Raw genomic sequence first — 18,337 nt, 5'->3', positions numbered from 1 at the left:
TGATCAACAGTCTGTAAGCTGGTCGTTGCGGGTCTCAGCGGCGGCGCAGGTCAGCGGTACTGGCCCGGCACTGAACAGACGCGGCTCAGCCTGGCGACTCGCCAGACGAATAACGCCGTGTTTTTCGCTGCGGTGCTCCGGTAAGACAATATCCGGCTGTTTGCGTTGCAACAGGATGGCTTCTGCCACAAACAGTGCGTCGTTGTCGCTCAGGGTAAAGTGCTGGCGACCAAAGGTTAACCGCATCATGCTGCGGCCCCCTGATGACGGTTGGCGATACGTTCAGCCATCCAGCTTTCGACTTCTGATTCGAGCCACGCGACGGTTTTACCGCCAAGGGAAACTTGGGCCGGGAACTGCTTGCGGGTCATCATTTCGTAGACGGTAGAGCGTGACAGCCCGGTGGTGTAAAGCACTTCGGGCAGGCGAATGAAACGCTCACGGGGCATGTAATCGACCGGGACGGTCGGGAATGTGGAAGGGGTCTGTGTGGCAACTGCAAACATGGAATGCTACCTCGTTTATACCCGGTGGGATTTCACCGGCGTTGTGTGGGTTCGTCTGGTAGCGCCCTATTATGAGAATATTTTGCGGGGTGGCAACAAGGGGATGTTGTGTGATGGGCTAAGGAATTGCACGTAAAAACAACGAATTGCACTAAGTTGCATTAGCCCACCGCTCCTCACCCTTCCTCACTTTTAATTCATAGCTTTCAGCAATCAATAATCGATTTATAAATAGACAGGAACATCAAAAATAAATCTAACCACGGCTAGCCAGAGAAAAGGTCTTTTTTAGAAAAGTGAACAGTAGTGAACACTGGGTGACGAGTTTTAGTGAAACTATTCACTGCTTTATTAACTGATTTATCTATGTTTTTTATTAGAGTGAACAGTTGTGAATAGTTTTATATAAAACTAAAAGCGCTTTGATGGTTTTATCGTCATTTTTCGAGACTGTTGTCCTGCGGACAGTCCAACTGGGATGAATGGCGATGTTGTACGGCGGTCAGCAGAATAGCCTCACATTGACTGACACCGGAGATAACCCCATGAGCACCACCACCTTACCGAAATACATCACCGATAAACTGCAAGCCCTGCGTGACGCTCGCGCCGCCCACGACAAAAACTATCAGGCGTTGACCGACGTCGTGACAGGCATTGCCCGCTGCCACCAACAGAAGAAAGACACCGAAGTGCAGAGCCAGGAGGCAGAAAGCCAGTGGCGCACCCTGTTTCGCAAACTGCGCGGAGAAATGACGCCGGAACTGCAAGCGCAGCACCACAGTCGGATTTCCAAGCGGGAGCTGGCGAAAGAGTTCGACGGCCTGATTGAGGAGATGGAGCTGGACAAAATGCAGCTTCACCTCAGCTGCGGCGGTACAGCCCCGAAGGTGGTGAGCGCGCACAAAGACGCCCTCACGACCTTTGCAGCTCACGCGATGCATCAGGCGGTGGATGCGCTGAGCAAGGCGCTTATCAGCTCTGACGTTATCAAGGCTTGTGCACTGGCTTCACGGGCTTACGGCGTCTATGCGGACAATCCGATGAGAATGATTGAGCAACAGGTACTGGGCGCGCTACAAGGCCGCATTCACGTTGCCATGGCACAGCAAAATATCGACCACCCGGTGCTTAATGAGATTGGCCTGACGATACCGGAAGAAACGGGCGCATTGCCGGAACTGCAAAGAAGTCCTGCCAAGCGTATGCAGGTTATCTCAGAACTGAAGGAAAAACGTCAACGCTTGCAGCAGAAAGGGGCCAAATCATGATGCGCTGCCCGCTGTGCACTCATGCGTCCTATACTCGTACCAGTCGCTATATCACGGAGCGGACGAAAGAAGCCTATTACCAGTGCCAGAACATCGTGTGTTCCTGCACATTTAAAACGGTGGAGAGCGTCGATAAGATTTTATGTCAGCCCATTCAAGCGGAAACGGTGACCGTTGATGATTTACCACCGCCGGAAAAAAGGACATTAAATCGTTACCGCCGTTATAGCCGAAACCAAACCCTTCATTGATTGAGCAGGCCCCGCTGCAATGCTGATTTTGCTGCGGGGGCTTTACCGTTCCCCTAAGCCCGAAAACAGCCTTTTTTCTGGCTAGCCTGCCTCAAACCACGCGTGCATGCATAGGGTGCATGATTTTGCATTAATCCCCAGCCTATCAAAAGAGCCGAAACCCCGCGCCACAAGGGCTTACAGGGCCTCTGAGTCATGCATGAAATGTGCATGATAAAGTCAGAGCGCGTAGGCGAGGGAGTATTGCGCACGCAGAGGTTTTAGCGATTTTTCACCTAGTGCATCAGCATGGCGCTGCGATGTTTATTATTACGAGTTAATTTAGTAGGGGGGTATAGTGTTGTAGGAAGGCACTGAACGTGACCTTGGGTGATGTATCAATCAGACTGTAGTAAAGTGGCCAATGCGCTAGCTTATGATAAAAATCATGCTTTCAAATGGTTGATAGGTCACGTTACTGTTGTGGAACTGATCACTACAGTTCCACCTATTTTCTGTATAATAAAATAAAGAGGGTATGATTTTAAATTTAGTAACAAAAAGGAATAATGGGAATGACGACTAATCCAGATGGGCATATTGCATTTTTAAAACCCGGAAGTGACGAGTGGATACCTTTAAATAATGCTTCATTTGTTTTTTGGCGGGATCGAAAGAATAATATTGGGCTCGAGTTGGCTGGCGTTGATCCTAATACCGTGCCTGTAAGGGAAATGGAAGAGTCAGACATTGAAGTTGTTAAGGTGAATAGGAGTTTCTTTAATGATGTCTTGTTGCGATCTTTACAATTTCCTAATCTTTCTTTTTTTGCTGGCAGTGGGACATCCTTGGGAGAAGTTGGTGGGCCAAGTATGTGGGATTTGTGGAAGAGTGCAATGTGGGAAGACCCCGATGCAGCAGGTGAGAACTTTATTTTAAAGCCAGTCGCTATTAGTGTATGTGAAAAGGTAAGATATTTAGAAAAAGAATACCCTAATATTGAGCATTTTTTATCGCAATGTGATGCATACTTATCTTTCCATGAGGATGAAGAGGTTTCTGGTTTTTTAAATGAAGTTAAATCTATCATATTAGATAAGTGTCAATCGTTTATTAGCTCAGAGAATAGCGATTTGACATCTTACAAAATGTTATTACAGAAAATGGCAAGGAGGAGGGTAAGAGATCCTCGATTGAAGGTATTTACTACCAACTACGATATGACATTTGAATCCTCAGCTTCTGAACTTGGAATGATGGTGGTTGATGGACTTTCGTATACAGGGAAAAGGAGATTTGATGGTAAGTATTTTAATTATGATGTTATAAAAAGGGATGAGAATGAACACGAGTTTATTGAGGGGGTTTTTCAATTATTTAAACTGCATGGATCTGTGAGCTGGACCAGAGTTGAAGGACAAATATATGAAGATAATAATCCTACTGCCTCATCAGCATGTTTAATTTATCCTGCAAAAGGTAAGTATCAGCAGGCATTTATCCAGCCGCATTTGGAGTTATTATCTAGATTTTTAGACTCATTGAGGAAGAAAAACAGCTGTTTAGTGATTTCTGGTTTCGGTTTTAATGATGACCATCTTTCTGAACCAATATATTCAGCTATAAAATCGAATCCCAGCATGAAGCTAATCATAGCTGATTACAAATGTGCTACTCATATCGAAAATAGTGGTGGAAATGGCTCCAGTAAATACTGGGGCTTACTTAAGAAATTATCAAGTGATGGATATGATATTTATTTTTTGAACGCATCTTTTAAAGACTTCGTTAGTTTAATTCCTAACCTGAGGGCGCTGACTCCAGCAGATCAGCTTGCAAAAGTAATAAAGCAAGTTGGAGGTGAGTAATTATGTCCAATCAAGACTTTTCGACTGTAGGTGTCTTGCGGAATGAGTTAAAGGTAGGTGTAGTATCTTCTGTTTCTGCTCAGGGCGTAAAAATTAATCTTACTCATGCGGGTGAAATAAGTGGAAGCTATATGTCAGGAGGGCGCTATGGAAAGGGTGAGGTTGGAGAGATATTATTAATCGAGGGACAGCAGTCAATTATTCTTGGCCGATTGATTGAAGTTAAATTACCAGAAAGGGATAGGAATGAAGTATCTGAAGACTCTCAAGGGAAATATAAAGTTGACGCAATAGGTTATATTCAACTTCTTGGCTCAATTAATACATCTGATTTAAAAGTAGAATCTGGGATAAAATCATATCCCAGATTGGGTGATCGCGTTTTCTCAGCACCTTTAGAGTTTGTCTCATTAATTCCTGAACTTATAAATAAAGGAGTGAGTGACAGTGATGTTGACAGGGTTACAATTAATTTAGGTGCTGTTTCTGGAGGTTCTGATAGCTATATCCGTGTGACTCCCGAGAAATTGTTTGGTAGGCATTGTGCAGTTTTGGGAGCAACAGGGGGTGGCAAAAGCTGGACTACATCAAAAATTATAGAGGAATGCTCACAATATAATGGTGCGAAAGTAATTATAGTAGATGCTACTAGCGAGTATAGATCATTTGATTCCGATCATGTTGTTCACTATCATCTCGGAACACCTTTGAATTTACATAAAGACTCTACTGAATTCAGAATACCACCAACGGACTTTATGGAGTCAGATTTCATTGCCATGTTCGACCCGTCTGGAAAGGTGCAAGGCCCGAAACTAAAGGAGGCAATTAAAAGTTTACGTTTAGTAGCATTAGATCCAACAATTGCAACTAACGGTGTTTTGATGAAAGTAAAAAGATCGAAGGTAGATTATCGTAGAGCAATGAATACAGGGGGTAATTCTAAATTGGTTGATAATCCATCTCAACCATTCGATGTCACAAAATTAACACATCAAATAATTCAAGAGTGTTGCTGGGATGAACAAGACTCATGGGGAAGCCCAACGGCGGATCTAGGCTACTGTTCTTCGCTACTGACCAGAATTCAGGCTGTGACTTATTCAAACTCTTTAAAATCAGTTTTTCATGGCTCTGATGCTCTAAGCAGTTTGGGCGTAATATTGGAAGATTTTTTAAAAGGAAATAAAAGAGTTTTACGGATATGTTTAAGTGATATTAGCTATGAGTTTTATGCCAGAGAAATATTAGCTAATGTAATAGGAAGAAAGTTGCTAATGCTGGCTAGAGCCGAAACGTTTAGGGATAAACCACTACTTGTTATTGTCGATGAGGCTCATAATTTTTTAGGAAAGAGAGTCGGCGCTGAAGATCATTCAATAAAGTTAGATGCATTCGAAATGATCGCTAAAGAAGGTAGGAAATACGGTCTAAATATTTGTCTTACAACACAGCGGCCAAGAGATATTACTGAGGGTGTTTTAAGCCAAATAGGCACGCTTTTAGTACATAGATTAACCAATGACAGGGATCGAGAAGTCGTTGAAAGAGCTTGTGGCGAAATTGATAAATCAGCGGCGGCATTTTTACCTAGCTTGAAACAGGGGGAAGTAGCACTTGTTGGGGTAGATTTCCCTATTCCCATGACCATACAAATTGGGAGGCCTATATATCCGCCTGAATCTGACTCTCCTAGTTTCCAGAAAATTTGGAAGAAGTAATTCGCTGCGTGAATATAACGAAAAATTGAAGGGGTCAAATTGGGGGTCTTTGATTTATTTGTTTTTATTTAATTTTTAAAATTCAATGTATTAGATGTATTTTTCGAGTCCGGCCTTCGCACCATTAAGTACCGCGCGAACAAGAAGCCACCGAAAGGTGGTTTTTTTGTGCCTGGAATCTGCCCGCCACCACTACCTGCCTATTTTCACTCTGTATTGACGCATTTCTCATCCCCGTAAAAACCGGATCTTCCTGATGCTTTCCTAAGGCCTATCTGATTGACCTTAAAGGCTAAAATGGCGTTTCATTGAACTCTTTCGGATCAAGGAGTTCCAGGATGGAGCCACAACAGGAAGGAATCACGCGGGCGTTAACGCCGGGCGAAGTCAATCTGGCGCGTTCGGTGTTTGGCAGCACCATTTTCTATCAGACCGTATTGGTTCACTGCGACAGCTACCTGCCGTTTGGGCTACAGAATCAGTACACGGCGATGAGCCCGAATGGGGAGTTGTACTTTCGCAGATCACTCTATGAAAGAGATTATGCGAACCAGGATCCTGAAGCGCAGCATCTTTTTATTCATGAGATGGCACACGTTTGGCAGCACCAGAAGGGCATGTGGGTACGCACCCGTGGGCTTCTCAGTTGGGCGGTAAGTTATCAATATCGGCTTGATCAACCTTTGCTGCGCTACTACAGCATGGAACAGCAAGCATCGATAATTGCGGACTATTTCATTCTCAAGAGATATGGGGAGAATACCTTCTTCCGCTTGCCAAACAGGAAACTCATCGGGATAGTGGACAGACGGACATTGTCACAATTTCAACCCATCATCAGAAGCGCAGGGCTGCCGCTATGAGAAAATATTTATTGCTTCTTCTTCCTCTTTTTATCTCGGGTTGCCCAACGGGTGACAGGTTTAACCTCTATCAAGTACAAAGTAAGATCGTAGACGGTAAAGTCTGCGTCTTTTTTAATGAGAGGGATATCGTAAAAAACGAATCTATACTGAATATTGCCATCTGGAAACAGGGGGAGGATGACTACGTATACGAAAAATCATATGCTTATAGCCCGATAACGCTGGAGGCCAACAAGTGTGTTCCGGGTATCGGTGAGTTTAATTTTATCGCTGGTGTAGGATACACCGTGTTGGTAAAAACACCGCTGAATTCATATCGAACCAGTTTTGTTGTGATGAAGAAAGGTGAAAGCATTATGCTGAAGCCTGATTAGAGTTTAACGATATGTTTTAGCTAATTATTGTCATGAGAATAATTTATTAATTCTATAGGAATTCAACCGGTAACTGCAAGCGCAGGGCTGCCACTATGAAAAAATCCCTCTTGCTCTTTATTCCTCTTTTTGTCTCTGGATGTCCTATGGGGAATAAAGTCAATTTACGCCCGGCAAAAGCAACGGCCGTCGGCAGCAAGATCTGCGTTTTTTTCGATAAGAATGACATGGAAAGAGAAGAGTCCATTCTGAAAGTAGCTATATGGAAATATGGGAATATGGGAATATGGGAATATGGGAATATGGGAATATGGGAATATGGGAATATGGGAATATGGAAATATGGAAATATGGAAATATGGAAATATGGAAATGATAATTATGTCTATGAAAAGTCATATGAAAACACGCCTGTTGCATTGGAACCGGGGAAGTGTGTTCCCGGCATTGGTGAGTATGACTTTATCCTTGGAGAAGGACGCAGTGTTATTGTCAGTACGCCTTTGCATCCCTATGAAGCCAGGTTTATCGTGTGGAAGCGGGGTGAAGAAGTTGTGTTGAAATAGAATTAGGTTTTAATTTGATAACGAAATAGATCATCGCACTGATAATGGATTTTATTTTTTACTCTGGAAATAATATAAACTGTATACAGTTAGACACTATGTGTGAGTATTTATTTTTTCTTTTTTATTTTTATCTCGGGCCGCTCAATAGATGATATGTTCAATATGTATCAAGTACAAAGTAAGATCGTAGACGGGAAATTTTGCGTATTATTTAATGAGAGTGATATAATAAAAAGTCCATGCTGAACATCACCATCAGGAACAAGGCTGTGGTGGCTATGCTTACGAAAAATTATATGTCTATAGCCCAGATTTTTTTTGAGTCAATAAGTGTGCTACTAGTATCAAGGAGTTTAATTTTATTCCTGATAAAGGATATAGTGTTATGGTTAGAACCCCGCTGAATTCATATCGAATCCGTTTCACTATACGGAAAATAAAGGGGAAATTTATGCTGAAACCAGCCTTGCTGATGAGAAATAGTGAAACCACCTTCATGATTATAAAACCTGATTTTTCGCTACCTGGCTCCAAGTATATTATTTTACCAATAATAGTAATAGCGTGAATAAATTTACTGCCATTGAGCGTTAACTATTTTTTTCCGTTCCTCATAACCTGTGATCTTGTGCTTATATAATTGACTCTATTTATATGACAGCCACATTGCTAATAATTTTCTATTTTTAGTCTATTTCTTGAGTAATTCATTTATACCCAGTGATGATATTTCACAATTACAATTCCCAGCACACAACCATTCTTCTATGCAGGCTTTAATAATTGGTGTGGAAATCTTCATTCGTCCTTTTAGTGAGCACTCCCAAATAATCATAATTTTGTAGCCCTCTTTGCTCAAATTATTAATGACATGATTATCCCTTATTGCATTCCTAGTCAGCTTCTCTTTCCAAAAACTAGGTCTTGTTTTTGGCCATTTGAACATATAGCATAAATGTCGATGCCAAAAACAGCCATGCACAAAGATTGCTGCCCTGTAATCAGGGCATAAGAAATCAGGTTTTCCATAAATAAGGTTGTTTTTTGTAGTGTAATTTATTTCTAGTGAAAATAAAACGTTTGATATAATATTCTCCGGAGTGGTATCATGAGAGCGGATCGCCCTCATATTTATAGCTCTCTGTTTTTTGGAGTGAACATCCATTACCAACTCGTTTTTATTTTATGAGCTAATTTCTCTGCCAGTAATACAGGCACCGCATTTCCAATCTGTAGATATGCTGCAGTTCTGCTTGGTTTTCCCGAAACACTCTCAAAATAGTAACTATCAGGAAATGTTTGCAAACGAGCCGCTTCTCTCGGTGTTAAGGAGCGGTTCTGATTTAAATCAGGGTGTATATAGTAATGGCCATCTTTAGCAATATGTGCCACTATCGTGTGGGAGTAATTTAAATCCCCGGCTACGACCTTGAATCTATCCAAAAAAGATTCGCGTTGACGGTGAGTTTTTAAACGTGCTGGTAGAGAGTTATAGTCAATCCTTTGATGACCATCATTCCATTTTTTTACAGCTATTCTATATATTTCCAAGTCTTGCTGAGTATGAGGACGAGCTGTATGCCATGTAATATAATTATTTGAGTCACATAACTGATTTTCGACCAAGAATGAATGTGGCTTTTTATGTTTTCGTTGAATAAGTTCACCATGGCCTGATAATATTTCAGGTAAGTCTGAAAAAATATCATTTACAGTTAAGTTAATGGAGGATTTATCTGGTTCAGGATAAAACCCCAATTCATTTCCTTTTTTTCCTACAAGTATTACTCTTTTCCTTGCTTGAGGAATTCCATATTCATTAGTAGATAGTATTTTATATTCTGTTTGATAACCAGCTGAGAGAAATAACTTTCGCATTATATCAAAATAAAGTTTGCCACTCTCATCTTTAGCCGAAAGCAAACCTATAACATTTTCGAAAACAAAATAACTTGGCTGGTAGCGCTCTAAAAAATTTGCATAGTAAGTGAAAAGATAATTTCTTTGGTCGCCAATCATTTTATTTTTAGAGCGAGAACGCCCTACCAATGAATAAGCTTGACATGGCGGCCCTCCAATAATAATGTCTATTCTTTTTTGCTTGATTGAATTGTCTACTTGTATGAAGATATCATCAAGTGATTCGCTTTTTATCTCTTCGTTAATAACTGAGTCGATTATTTCAAATGGCACTTCTTTATATAATTGTTCACGAGAAATAGTCCCTCGCAGATAACTATCATAAATATCTAGTTTCGATTCTTTTTTGAGCCAGTGGTACGCAGCTCTGGTTCTTAGCGTAAAACAAGCGGCTCTGTTTGATTCCACGTGTGCTACTGGCGTAAACCCTGCGCGAATAAATCCCTCAGACAAACCACCTGCTCCAGCAAAAAGATCGAGAAAATGTAGAGACTTATCCATAAAAAATCCTAATATATCATGTCTCTACATTTTAACACATGGGAAAGAAATGTTCTAGTGGATGGCAGTATATCCTGGTCTTGAAATATAACGTGCCATCTCTGTTCTTATTTTTATCAATATATCATCTTTCAACCTTAATGCTTCAAGGCCGAACATGGACTTATTCTCATCTAACGATGGAATGGATATAATATACTTAAAGGATAAGAAAACTTTGTATTTTTTATCTTTGTATAGGATGTCCGGTATTTCCTTAAATACCCCTTCATGCTGACTTTTGTTAATTGCAACCCAGCATTCATCAGTAAATAATTCAGTTGGAACTAGTGCTGTCAAAATAAAACGGTGCATTTTTATTTTCTTATTGGCATGATCACAGTCAGGGCTTATTTCAATAACACCTAATATGACATCACTTAATTTTACCTTTTGTGTTACTACCGTAAACTCCTCTCTAATAATTGTATCTAAATCAACACTTCCTAAAAGTGATTTTATATTTTCATTTTTTCTGTCAAAGAAGCTAATAACACCCTTTTCATATAATGCATCACCGTTTTTATTAAGCGATATTTCCTCTGTTAAGATATATGTGTTTAATTTTACCTTGGTATCAGATGGCACTTTCCTCAGTTGTCCATTTGAGGAAAATTCAAAATCTGACCAAATATCCTTCTTTGTAAGGTTAGAGTAATCATCTTCGACCAGGCTAAATAATCCTTTGTTTAAACTGATATTTGCATTTTCTCTTGCTACTTTATAGCCAGATGCTTCATGGGCTAAGAGGCTTATAATATGCTTTATATTTTCATTTTTGCTTTCCATATCCCACTGTGTATTATTTCCTGCGAGTTGATGGACTTTTGTCAATATATTGGATGATGCATTGGCTACTGCATTTTCCCAACGTAACATTGAACTAACAAGCTTGTTATCTAGCAATGTATCTTTTAGTTTTTCTTTCAATCTCATAGCATCATCGATAAAATCATTTTTATCTATACATGCATAATTGAGAGGCGCAGGTATGTTATTTGATAAATCCTCATCTCTTTTTATTCTTTCTATTACTGCATTTACTTTATCAGTATGTTTTGACCAAAACACCAAAGAGTATATTCCACCCTTTATTAAATGACTAATGACTTCTTTTATTGGCCCCACAAGCTGTGCTGTATCAGAACCACTGTCTGGTTCCAAATGTAAATCGATAAATAACCAACGAATATCTGTGCTTTTTTCTATACCATATCTTTTTACCCTGTCTCGAGATTCGTATTGCAAAGGAAGACAAGGAATTCCTGAATAATGGAATGCTTCGGCGAGTTTTTTTAACTCATCTTCATTGTCATCAACTATAATTACTTTTGCTCTAGGTAACATGTTTAATTATTTCCTTTAAATATCAAAGAAACTGCTGCGCCATTGAATGCTTTCGGTAATTTTAAGTTTTCAATTGAGTCGATAATCAATCTGCCGCCAATTGACTCCATCGCTGTTTTTGCATAGTATAATCCTAACCCCATTCCACCAGGTCTGTTTCCTATAAAAGGTTGTACTGCACTTTCTGGTGGTATACTAAATCCATCACCATTATCTACGATTGTAATCGCAGGTCCTTCATCATACCAATTGGGGAGACAAAAAATACCAACACCAGGCATATACTCATCGCTCTCTATTAGTTTACTTTTAGCCTGAGTCCAATATAAAGAGTTGTTAACAATGTTCGTTATGGTAGCCTGTACAATCCCAAATGGTGCATGGAGTATAAAGTCAGATTCTTTGTCGTCCACTAGTACGGGTGTAGAGAGTGAAACTCTATGATGTTTAAATCTATGAATTGAAAGCGCTAGTACTTTTTCAATAACCTCGCTGGCACTGAATTTTTCTGACTTCCTTTTTTTCAACAGTGAGCTGAAGCTCTCAAGAATACTAACCAAATTAGATGAACGTTCCCTTAGTTCTTCCAATACTGCGTCGTCTTTCATTATTGCCCGATGGAGAGAATCAATCTCCCGTTCAATCTCATGGAAAATAACAGAGATGTTAAGACCACTGAGACCAGAAGAGGTCATTACATTTCTCATTTGATTGTACTCTTTCTCAATATAAGAAATAGCACCACCTATCTTATTGTCTAGATTATTATCTTTCACAACCTTCTTTATTTTGTTTATGTTGTCATCGAATTTTAATTTTGGATCCGCAGTACGACCTGATTTAATGAAATCATCAACTCGTTCCCTATCACTCTGATGTAGCCTAAGAAAATTCTCTATAACATTTTGACTAATCCAATGGAAGGTTTTGTAGGTCTCATTTTCAGAGAAACCTTCCCTGTTTGTTTTTTCTATGAGTCCGAAACTTTTCTCGAGATCAAGCTCGATTGCCCCTATAATTGTATTTGTGCCAATCCCTTTTCCTGGGTTGTTAATACGATCTGCATTTAAACCCAACCAATCCTCACCAGGCTCTCCATAGTTAAATACGCGTATCTTGTCCCTAAATATTCGTACGCCACCGTTATCTTTTAGGTATGTACGCAATTGTTGAAGCGCACCGGCTCTTTTGGCTTCAATGACATTTTGTGATAGTGAAAAAGTATAAAAAGTACCTTTTATAGGCCCTATACCATTTAATCCTATCTCTTTTAAATATATAGGCTCTGTTGTGTCAATTTTCTTTTCGTTAATTTTTGATAGTAAAAATTGCTCACTTTTTAATTTGTGGGACTTTTTAAGTGGGGAAAATGATGATGGAGGGGTAAATGTATATTCATAGTCAATTACTCCATCTTCTTTTACTTCAAATGTATATTTCCATAAACTGACATCAAGAATATCCTGAATGTCTAGAACACCATCCAAGTCCTTTTCTCTTCCTTTTGCTTCAAAGTTAACAGTAAAGTCGGAGTGTGCTTCAAATGGAGAGCTTAAGCTGACTAGCATTTTTTTTAAACTACGAATGTCGCCTCTATTCCATGTTTTTTTATATAGGTCATATATTTTTATTCTTGTGCCTGTAGTCTCTTTAAAAAACTTAGGGTTTTCTAATAACTCAATATTAACCATTGTTTGATCAATGAATTCTGCATCTCCAATTAGTGTTGGCCAGTTTATTTTTATTTCTATCTCGCCTTCATTTTCAGATCTTGTATTAAGCTGTAAGCTTTCCCCTAATTTATGTACAGCTAATCTTCCGACACCTTTTTCACCGAGAGGCATTCTATTAAATACTTTAGTCCTTTTTTTATTATTCCCTCTTTTGCTATCTGTGCCTATTGATAGCCATTTATCCTCTATATCACTTAGTGACATGCCGCAGCCATCAATATCTTTTACTGTAATAGTAGGTTCTGATGAGTCTAAGTCTAGTGTCACTTCTACTGAGGATGCGTCTGCATCATAAGCATTTTTTACAAGCTCAAACACAGCAAGTTTATCATTGCCAATTAGTTCATCACCTAATAGTTTCAGAAGGTGAGCTTTTGCTTTGAAACCTATTTCTTTTGTTTTATTTGCCATCATTTATCCTTTAACTGGGATGGAATACTTCATGTTACTGCGCAGTACACTCCGACTTTTTAACTAAATTATGGACAACGTCGCTGATGTATACAATGACAATAATCGTGCAGAGATAGCTTTGTTGTTCTAAGCCAAGACAGTCGGGGGTGGGTTGGTCCCACTCTATTAAGTGATATTAACTCGAAAAATTGGCTAGTCCAACTCTTGGTAGAGGTATTTACCGTGAGATATAAGTTAGTTCTCTAGAGTAAAGCAAGGGAGAGGGGGAAGCCATGATGGTATCCCCATAACATGCTCTGATTTAATGCTTACTCATCTACAGCATGACCTTCCATCTCCCGCAACGCCCGACCATACAGGTTACACAATGCAGGAACCAGGTGCGCTGTAGCGTTGAGGTAGCGATTCAACTGTTCCCAGCCTTCGGCATCCAGCTGTGGGTGCTTTTGCAGTAAATGGCCGAACAGCATCAGGCCGTGGCACAGACCTTCCGCTTGTTCGGCAGAGAGTGCGGCTAGGTCTAAGAGCTCTGAGGGATTAAATACGCTGAGATCGAGGTGGTTAAACAGTTGGCGATAGAGGGTAAGGGTGCTTGCAACGGATTCTGTAGTGGGAACCTTTGTCATGGGTGCATCTCCGTATGTCATTAGTTAATGACTATCACCAGAGACGCTAAACTCGGGTGGTAGCCCAGACGGGGTTAGCGTCACCGGGACATACGAACCGGCGCTTCTTGCGAAGCCCCCGCCTGAGCCACCATTATTTGGAGTGAACTAAAGCTGCTGCATTATTACATAATACAGCGGTAGTATGTCAGATTCGGAACGCTAACTCCGGCTGCGGATTTTGCCGCAGCGAAAAAACTATAGCGTTATCAGTAAAAGGAAAAAATAATCTGTATAGAATTACAGTTTATTTACTTTTAGGATTGGAATGTACCTCGCAATTCGGCATATCATCTTTGCATTGAATTATCAGTAATCCATTCATGGGTTATATTTATTCATTAAGATTTATAAATAATGGAATATGATGAAAGCTAATTTCTTGCTGGTCATTGCAGGATCGATATTGTTAAGCGCCTGTACCGGCGACCGCCTCGATCAGCGCTATGCACCGGACATTCCTATCACCGCCCATGCTAAAGCGAATGGCGATATTTGCATCTCTCCGTCGCCAAAGGAAAACGAAAGGCCAGATACGCTTTATCTCAGTGGTGATGCTGATGAGAAATTGATTGAGGTGGCGAATCAGGATCTTAAAAAGGGTATTTGCGTTACCCAAGAAGATTACCCGTTTCAGGAAAATCATATCTACAGCATGAGGCTAAATTTTGTGCCGATTGATAAGCGCAGAAACCTGCAGGATATTTCTGGTAGGGCCTTTATTGTTCACTTCAAAGTGAAAAAGCTCAACGGCGCTTACGAAATTGAAAATATCACGCAGGGCAGCAGATAGCGCCGAGACAAAATGAACCGGATCTTCCCCCTCGCATTTCCCTTCCTGCTCGCAGGCTGTCCGTCGATAGGCGATCGTATCCCTGTAGACTATCCCGCTACCGCCAGCCTACGTGAGGGCAAAGTATGCATCACCGTTCAACCCCAGGGAGACGAAAAACTCGCGGGCATCTCGATCTACCGATTGGATGAGGCGCAGAACCGCACGTTCAAATTCTTCGAGCCGCTGCGGGATGTAGCCCCCGATCAGTGCGTCCCTGATGAGGGCTACGTATTTACGCCGGGGCAGCAATACCATTTCTCCGCGAAGCTGGTCTCCATCAAGAAACAGCAGGCAGGTGAGTTCCCCTCTGCGCGTGAGTTCGTCTCCTAATTCGTTGTGCAGCAGGAAGGCAATCAACTTAGGTTGGAAGCCCTCCGCTCCCCACGCTAACCCCACCCCCACCGCCCAAACCTACCCCAAATCCCCCCCATTGCTGGCGATCACTTTCTTATACCACCAGAACGATTTCTTGCGGGTGCGGGCGAGGGTGCCGTTGCCCTGGTCGTCGCGGTCGACGTAGACAAAGCCGTAGCGCTTGCTCATTTCGCCGGTCGAGGCGGCCACCAGGTCGATGCAGCCCCAGGTGGTGTAACCCAGCACCGGCACGCCGTCGGCGATGGCGTCGGCCATGGCGCGGATGTGTTCGCGCAGGTAGCTGATGCGGTAGTCGTCCTCAATCTCGCCTGCTGCATTGAACTCGTCGTGCGCGCCCAGGCCGTTTTCCACCAGGAACAGCGGCTTTTGGTAGCGGTCGTACATCATGTTCATGGTGATGCGCAGCCCCAGCGGATCGATGCCCCAGCCCCAGTCGCTGCGCGGCAGGTGCGGGTTCGCCAGCGATTTCACCACGTTGGCGGCGCTGCTGTTGTGGTCGTTCATGTCGGCGGAGGCGCAGCGCGAGGCGTAGTAGCTGAAGGAGACGAAGTCGACGGTGTGCTTCAGGATGTCGGCGTCTTCCGGTTCCATGACGATGCTGACGCCTTTCTCGCGGAAGACGCGGGCAGCGTAGGAGGGGTAAGCGCCGCGCGCCTGCACGTCGATAAAGAACAGGTTCTCGCGGTCTTTCTCCAGCGCGGCCCACACGTCTTCCGGCTTGCTGGACCACGGGTAGAAGTTGCCGCCGGCCAGCATGCAGCCTACCTGATTGGCGGGGTTCACTTCGTGGGCGATGCGCGTCGCCAGCGCGCTGGCCACCAGTTCGTGGTGCGCGGCCTGGTATTTCACCTGTTCGGGGTTTTCGTCCGCTTCAAACACCAGCCCGGCGCCGGAGAACGGGCTGTGCAGCAGGATGTTGATCTCGTTGAAGGTGAGCCAGTATTTCACCAGCCCGTCGAAGGCTTCGAAGCAGGTGCGGGCGTAGCGGGTGAAGAACTCCACCATCCTGCGGCTGCGCCAGGAGCCGTATTCGGTCACCAGGTGCATCGGCACGTCGAAATGGCACAGGGTCACCAGCGGCTCGATGCCGTATTGGCGGCACTCTTCGAACAGGCTGCGGTAGAAGGCGATGCCTTCGGGGTTGGGCGTCAGCTCGTCGCCGTTGGGGTAAATCCGGCTCCAGGCGATGGAGGTGCGGAACACGGTAAAGCCCATCTCCGCCATCAGCGCGATGTCGTCGCGGTAGCGGTGGTAGAAATCGATGGCGTCGTGGCTGGGATAAAACTCGTCGTCGCGCAGGCTAAAGCGCTTCTCCAGCCCGAGTTTGACCGCCATGCGGTTGGTGCCGTGCGGGAGCATATCGACGGTGGTCAGCCCTTTGCCGCCCTCGCGATAGCCGCCTTCCGCCTGGTTGGCGGCCAAAGCGCCGCCCCATAAAAATCCTTTAGGGAATGTTGAATCGGACATGCAATCCTCTGGTGTCTCATTGCGTTGCGCTGGCGGCGTTCGCCGCCGGTGCGGTTTGGCCGGGCGCGGCGGCGTTTTCCGGCAGATCCTCGAAGCCCAGCATCAGCGTGAGCGCGAACGACAGCACCACCGAGAGCGCCATCACCGCTACCACCCACACGATGCTCATCGGGTTGGCCGGATCGAAGAACTGCACGCTGGTGAACAGCCCGGGCGAGGCCATCGAATGGCTGGCCAGCCCGCCGATGCCGGCGACCGCGCCGCAGACGAAGCCGCTGATCAGGCTGGCGATCAGCGGCCGTTTCAGGCGCACCGCCACGCCGTACAGCGCCGGTTCGGAAATCCCCGCCACGATGGCGGAAGCGGCGGCGGCCAGCGCGGTCTGGCGCAGCTCGCGGTTCTTGGTTTTCAGCGCCACCGCCAGCGAAGCGCCGCCGAGCGACAGGTTGGCGCCGATCTCCGAAGGCATCACCATGCCCTCTTTGCCGGTCTCGGCGATGGTCTGGATGATGGTCGGGGTGAAGACCCGGTGCATGCCGGTGATCACCAGCAGCGGCCAAATCGCCCCCATAATGGCCACGGAAAGCCAGCCCAGGTAGCCGTGCACGGTGTACACCAGCGCAGAGATGCCGCTGCCGATCCAGATGCCGAGCGGCCCGATAAGCAGAATGGCGATCGGCGCGGCGATCAGCACGATCAGCATCGGCTTGAGGAAGTTCTTGGTCACCGCCGGGGTGATGCGATCCACCCCGCGTTCGATGTGCGACAGGATCCAGGTCATCACCAGCGCCGGGATCACCGTGTAGGTGTATTTCACCGCCGTCACCGGGATGAAGGCGAATTCCACCGCCTGGCCCTGCGCCGCCTTGGCCATCAGATCGATAAAGTTGGGATGCACCAGCACCCCGGCGATGGCGATCGCCAATGACATGTTGGTTTTGAACTTCAGCGCCGCCGAGGCGGCGACCATCACCGGCAGGAAGAAGAACGCGCCGTCGCCGATCACATTGAGGATGACGAGGGTCGAGGAGCCTTTCTCGAATACCCCGGCCATATCCAGGATCATCGCCAGCAGCTTCACCATCGAGCCGCCGATGATGGCGGGGATCAGGGGCGACATGGTGCCCACCAGCGCGTCGAGAATGCCGGCGCCGATGCCCTTCAGGGTAAGCTGGCGTTTCACCGGGGCGGTGGGGGATGCTGCGCCCGGCATGCCGAGCGCCAGTACCGCCTGATAGGCTTTGGCCACCTCGTTGCCGATGATCACCTGGCACTGTTCGCCGCTGTGCACCACGCCCAGCACGCCGTCGATGGCCTTCAGCGCCGGTGTGTCGATCCGCGTTTTGTCTTTCACCACGAATCTCAGGCGGGTCATGCAGTGGGTCACGGCCTCGATATTGCCCGCGCCGCCCAGGGCGGCCACGATGGCGTGCGAGATCTCTGCGTAGTTCTTCGGCATGGCGTGTCGTCTCTCAGATAGCAATTCGGATAGCCTAAAGGCGAATATTTACTGCCTGGGCGATCCGTCGTTCCATCCGTATGAAACGCCCATAAGAAACCGGTTTCACAAAATCATGTATTGATGTTTTGTGGTTGGCAAGAACTACGATTTTTGGCGTTGCGTTTTCGTGATCTG

Annotated in this window: 18 protein-coding genes; 9 read left to right on the top strand and 9 right to left on the bottom strand. The window is 44.5% G+C overall.

The features are described 5' to 3' along the window. Nucleotides 1–3: 3 nt before the first annotated feature. Entirely contained in the window at nt 4–249 is a 246-nt protein-coding gene (locus tag ACMGF7_RS05335; RefSeq protein WP_060428553.1) for a hypothetical protein, read from the bottom strand. Then, the gene (locus ACMGF7_RS05330) at nt 246–506 is read right to left on the bottom strand and encodes a helix-turn-helix transcriptional regulator (RefSeq protein WP_060428555.1); all 261 of its coding nucleotides are present in this window, start codon (nt 504–506) and stop codon (nt 246–248) included. Before ACMGF7_RS05330 ends, ACMGF7_RS05335 begins: the two co-directional genes overlap by 4 nt. A gap of 545 nt (nt 507–1,051) precedes the next feature. Here ACMGF7_RS05330 and ACMGF7_RS05325 point away from each other — a divergent pair. The 7 genes from ACMGF7_RS05325 to ACMGF7_RS05295 all read left to right on the top strand — a co-directional run bounded on the left by ACMGF7_RS05325 (nt 1,052) and on the right by ACMGF7_RS05295 (nt 7,402). Next, entirely contained in the window at nt 1,052–1,777 is a 726-nt protein-coding gene (locus tag ACMGF7_RS05325; RefSeq protein WP_420286380.1) for an NAD-dependent aldehyde dehydrogenase, read from the top strand. After that, a complete protein-coding gene (locus ACMGF7_RS05320; protein ID WP_072269777.1) occupies nt 1,774–2,028 on the top strand; it encodes an ogr/Delta-like zinc finger family protein in 255 nt (84 codons plus the stop codon). The genes ACMGF7_RS05325 and ACMGF7_RS05320 overlap by 4 nt, the downstream gene beginning before the upstream one ends. A 554-nt stretch (nt 2,029–2,582) precedes the next feature. Then, entirely contained in the window at nt 2,583–3,875 is a 1,293-nt protein-coding gene (locus ACMGF7_RS05315) for an SIR2 family protein (protein ID WP_420286379.1), read from the top strand. 2 nt (nt 3,876–3,877) lie between these two features. Next, nucleotides 3,878–5,596 carry an ATP-binding protein gene (locus ACMGF7_RS05310; protein ID WP_420286378.1) on the top strand — a complete coding sequence of 573 codons (1,719 nt, stop codon included), beginning with the start codon at nt 3,878–3,880 and terminating at the stop codon, nt 5,594–5,596. Nucleotides 5,597–5,934: 338 nt separating this feature from the next. Then, nucleotides 5,935–6,459 carry a type IV secretion protein Rhs gene (locus ACMGF7_RS05305; RefSeq protein ID WP_075686820.1) on the top strand — a complete coding sequence of 175 codons (525 nt, stop codon included), beginning with the start codon at nt 5,935–5,937 and terminating at the stop codon, nt 6,457–6,459. Then, nucleotides 6,456–6,836, top strand: coding sequence for a putative T6SS immunity periplasmic lipoprotein (locus ACMGF7_RS05300; protein WP_273890487.1), 381 nt, complete (start codon nt 6,456–6,458; stop codon nt 6,834–6,836). The genes ACMGF7_RS05305 and ACMGF7_RS05300 overlap by 4 nt, the downstream gene beginning before the upstream one ends. Before the next feature lie 95 nt (nt 6,837–6,931). Then, nucleotides 6,932–7,402, top strand: a complete 471-nt coding sequence (locus tag ACMGF7_RS05295) for a lipoprotein (protein ID WP_420286377.1) — start codon at nt 6,932–6,934, stop codon at nt 7,400–7,402. A 694-nt stretch (nt 7,403–8,096) separates the two neighbouring features. Here ACMGF7_RS05295 and ACMGF7_RS05290 read toward each other — a convergent pair. From ACMGF7_RS05290 to ACMGF7_RS05270, 5 genes are all read right to left on the bottom strand, one after another. After that, nucleotides 8,097–8,570, bottom strand: coding sequence for a very short patch repair endonuclease (locus ACMGF7_RS05290; RefSeq protein WP_075686786.1), 474 nt, complete (start codon nt 8,568–8,570; stop codon nt 8,097–8,099). Continuing rightward, nucleotides 8,570–9,826, bottom strand: coding sequence for a DNA cytosine methyltransferase (locus tag ACMGF7_RS05285; RefSeq protein WP_075686784.1), 1,257 nt, complete (start codon nt 9,824–9,826; stop codon nt 8,570–8,572). The genes ACMGF7_RS05290 and ACMGF7_RS05285 overlap by 1 nt, the downstream gene beginning before the upstream one ends. A 54-nt stretch (nt 9,827–9,880) precedes the next feature. Further along, on the bottom strand, nt 9,881–11,212 hold the full coding sequence (locus ACMGF7_RS05280; RefSeq protein ID WP_273890197.1) for a hypothetical protein: 1,332 nt from the start codon (nt 11,210–11,212) through the stop codon (nt 9,881–9,883). 2 nt (nt 11,213–11,214) lie between these two features. Further along, nucleotides 11,215–13,359 carry an ATP-binding protein gene (locus ACMGF7_RS05275; RefSeq protein WP_243810813.1) on the bottom strand — a complete coding sequence of 715 codons (2,145 nt, stop codon included), beginning with the start codon at nt 13,357–13,359 and terminating at the stop codon, nt 11,215–11,217. A 308-nt stretch (nt 13,360–13,667) separates the two neighbouring features. Then, on the bottom strand, nt 13,668–13,985 hold the full coding sequence (locus ACMGF7_RS05270; RefSeq protein ID WP_075686841.1) for a hypothetical protein: 318 nt from the start codon (nt 13,983–13,985) through the stop codon (nt 13,668–13,670). A gap of 406 nt (nt 13,986–14,391) precedes the next feature. Here ACMGF7_RS05270 and ACMGF7_RS05265 point away from each other — a divergent pair, with 406 nt between their 5' ends. Next, the gene (locus ACMGF7_RS05265) at nt 14,392–14,817 is read left to right on the top strand and encodes a putative T6SS immunity periplasmic lipoprotein (protein ID WP_420286751.1); all 426 of its coding nucleotides are present in this window, start codon (nt 14,392–14,394) and stop codon (nt 14,815–14,817) included. A 12-nt stretch (nt 14,818–14,829) separates the two neighbouring features. Then, nucleotides 14,830–15,189, top strand: a complete 360-nt coding sequence (locus ACMGF7_RS05260) for a putative T6SS immunity periplasmic lipoprotein (protein ID WP_420286376.1) — start codon at nt 14,830–14,832, stop codon at nt 15,187–15,189. Nucleotides 15,190–15,270: 81 nt separating this feature from the next. Here the strand turns inward: ACMGF7_RS05260 and ACMGF7_RS05255 are convergent, their stop codons facing one another. Then, nucleotides 15,271–16,701 (bottom strand): 6-phospho-beta-glucosidase, encoded by a 1,431-nt coding sequence (locus ACMGF7_RS05255; protein WP_420286375.1) that lies wholly within the window; start codon nt 16,699–16,701, stop codon nt 15,271–15,273. A 16-nt stretch (nt 16,702–16,717) separates the two neighbouring features. Beyond that, nucleotides 16,718–18,160 carry a PTS cellobiose/arbutin/salicin transporter subunit IIBC gene (gene ascF / locus ACMGF7_RS05250; RefSeq protein WP_420286374.1) on the bottom strand — a complete coding sequence of 481 codons (1,443 nt, stop codon included), beginning with the start codon at nt 18,158–18,160 and terminating at the stop codon, nt 16,718–16,720. Nucleotides 18,161–18,337 lie beyond the last annotated feature (177 nt).

This window comes from Serratia sp. BNK-17, assembly GCF_048684935.1.
Classification (GTDB): domain Bacteria; phylum Pseudomonadota; class Gammaproteobacteria; order Enterobacterales; family Enterobacteriaceae; genus Serratia; species Serratia nematodiphila.
Note: the sequence above shows the minus strand (reverse complement) of the source record. Positions and strands in the feature narration are given on the sequence as shown.

Coding starts and splice junctions, on each gene's coding strand:
- ACMGF7_RS05310 (WP_420286378.1), top strand. CDS start 3,878: ATGTCCAATCAAGACTTTTCGACTGTAGGTGTCTTGCGGAATGAGTTA.
- ACMGF7_RS05275 (WP_243810813.1), bottom strand. CDS start 13,359: ATGATGGCAAATAAAACAAAAGAAATAGGTTTCAAAGCAAAAGCTCAC.
- ascF (WP_420286374.1), bottom strand. CDS start 18,160: ATGCCGAAGAACTACGCAGAGATCTCGCACGCCATCGTGGCCGCCCTG.
- ACMGF7_RS05270 (WP_075686841.1), bottom strand. CDS start 13,985: ATGACAAAGGTTCCCACTACAGAATCCGTTGCAAGCACCCTTACCCTC.
- ACMGF7_RS05255 (WP_420286375.1), bottom strand. CDS start 16,701: ATGTCCGATTCAACATTCCCTAAAGGATTTTTATGGGGCGGCGCTTTG.
- ACMGF7_RS05330 (WP_060428555.1), bottom strand. CDS start 506: ATGTTTGCAGTTGCCACACAGACCCCTTCCACATTCCCGACCGTCCCG.
- ACMGF7_RS05285 (WP_075686784.1), bottom strand. CDS start 9,826: ATGGATAAGTCTCTACATTTTCTCGATCTTTTTGCTGGAGCAGGTGGT.
- ACMGF7_RS05300 (WP_273890487.1), top strand. CDS start 6,456: ATGAGAAAATATTTATTGCTTCTTCTTCCTCTTTTTATCTCGGGTTGC.
- ACMGF7_RS05290 (WP_075686786.1), bottom strand. CDS start 8,570: ATGGATGTTCACTCCAAAAAACAGAGAGCTATAAATATGAGGGCGATC.
- ACMGF7_RS05265 (WP_420286751.1), top strand. CDS start 14,392: ATGAAAGCTAATTTCTTGCTGGTCATTGCAGGATCGATATTGTTAAGC.
- ACMGF7_RS05295 (WP_420286377.1), top strand. CDS start 6,932: ATGAAAAAATCCCTCTTGCTCTTTATTCCTCTTTTTGTCTCTGGATGT.
- ACMGF7_RS05320 (WP_072269777.1), top strand. CDS start 1,774: ATGATGCGCTGCCCGCTGTGCACTCATGCGTCCTATACTCGTACCAGT.
- ACMGF7_RS05325 (WP_420286380.1), top strand. CDS start 1,052: ATGAGCACCACCACCTTACCGAAATACATCACCGATAAACTGCAAGCC.
- ACMGF7_RS05335 (WP_060428553.1), bottom strand. CDS start 249: ATGATGCGGTTAACCTTTGGTCGCCAGCACTTTACCCTGAGCGACAAC.
- ACMGF7_RS05280 (WP_273890197.1), bottom strand. CDS start 11,212: ATGTTACCTAGAGCAAAAGTAATTATAGTTGATGACAATGAAGATGAG.
- ACMGF7_RS05305 (WP_075686820.1), top strand. CDS start 5,935: ATGGAGCCACAACAGGAAGGAATCACGCGGGCGTTAACGCCGGGCGAA.
- ACMGF7_RS05315 (WP_420286379.1), top strand. CDS start 2,583: ATGACGACTAATCCAGATGGGCATATTGCATTTTTAAAACCCGGAAGT.
- ACMGF7_RS05260 (WP_420286376.1), top strand. CDS start 14,830: ATGAACCGGATCTTCCCCCTCGCATTTCCCTTCCTGCTCGCAGGCTGT.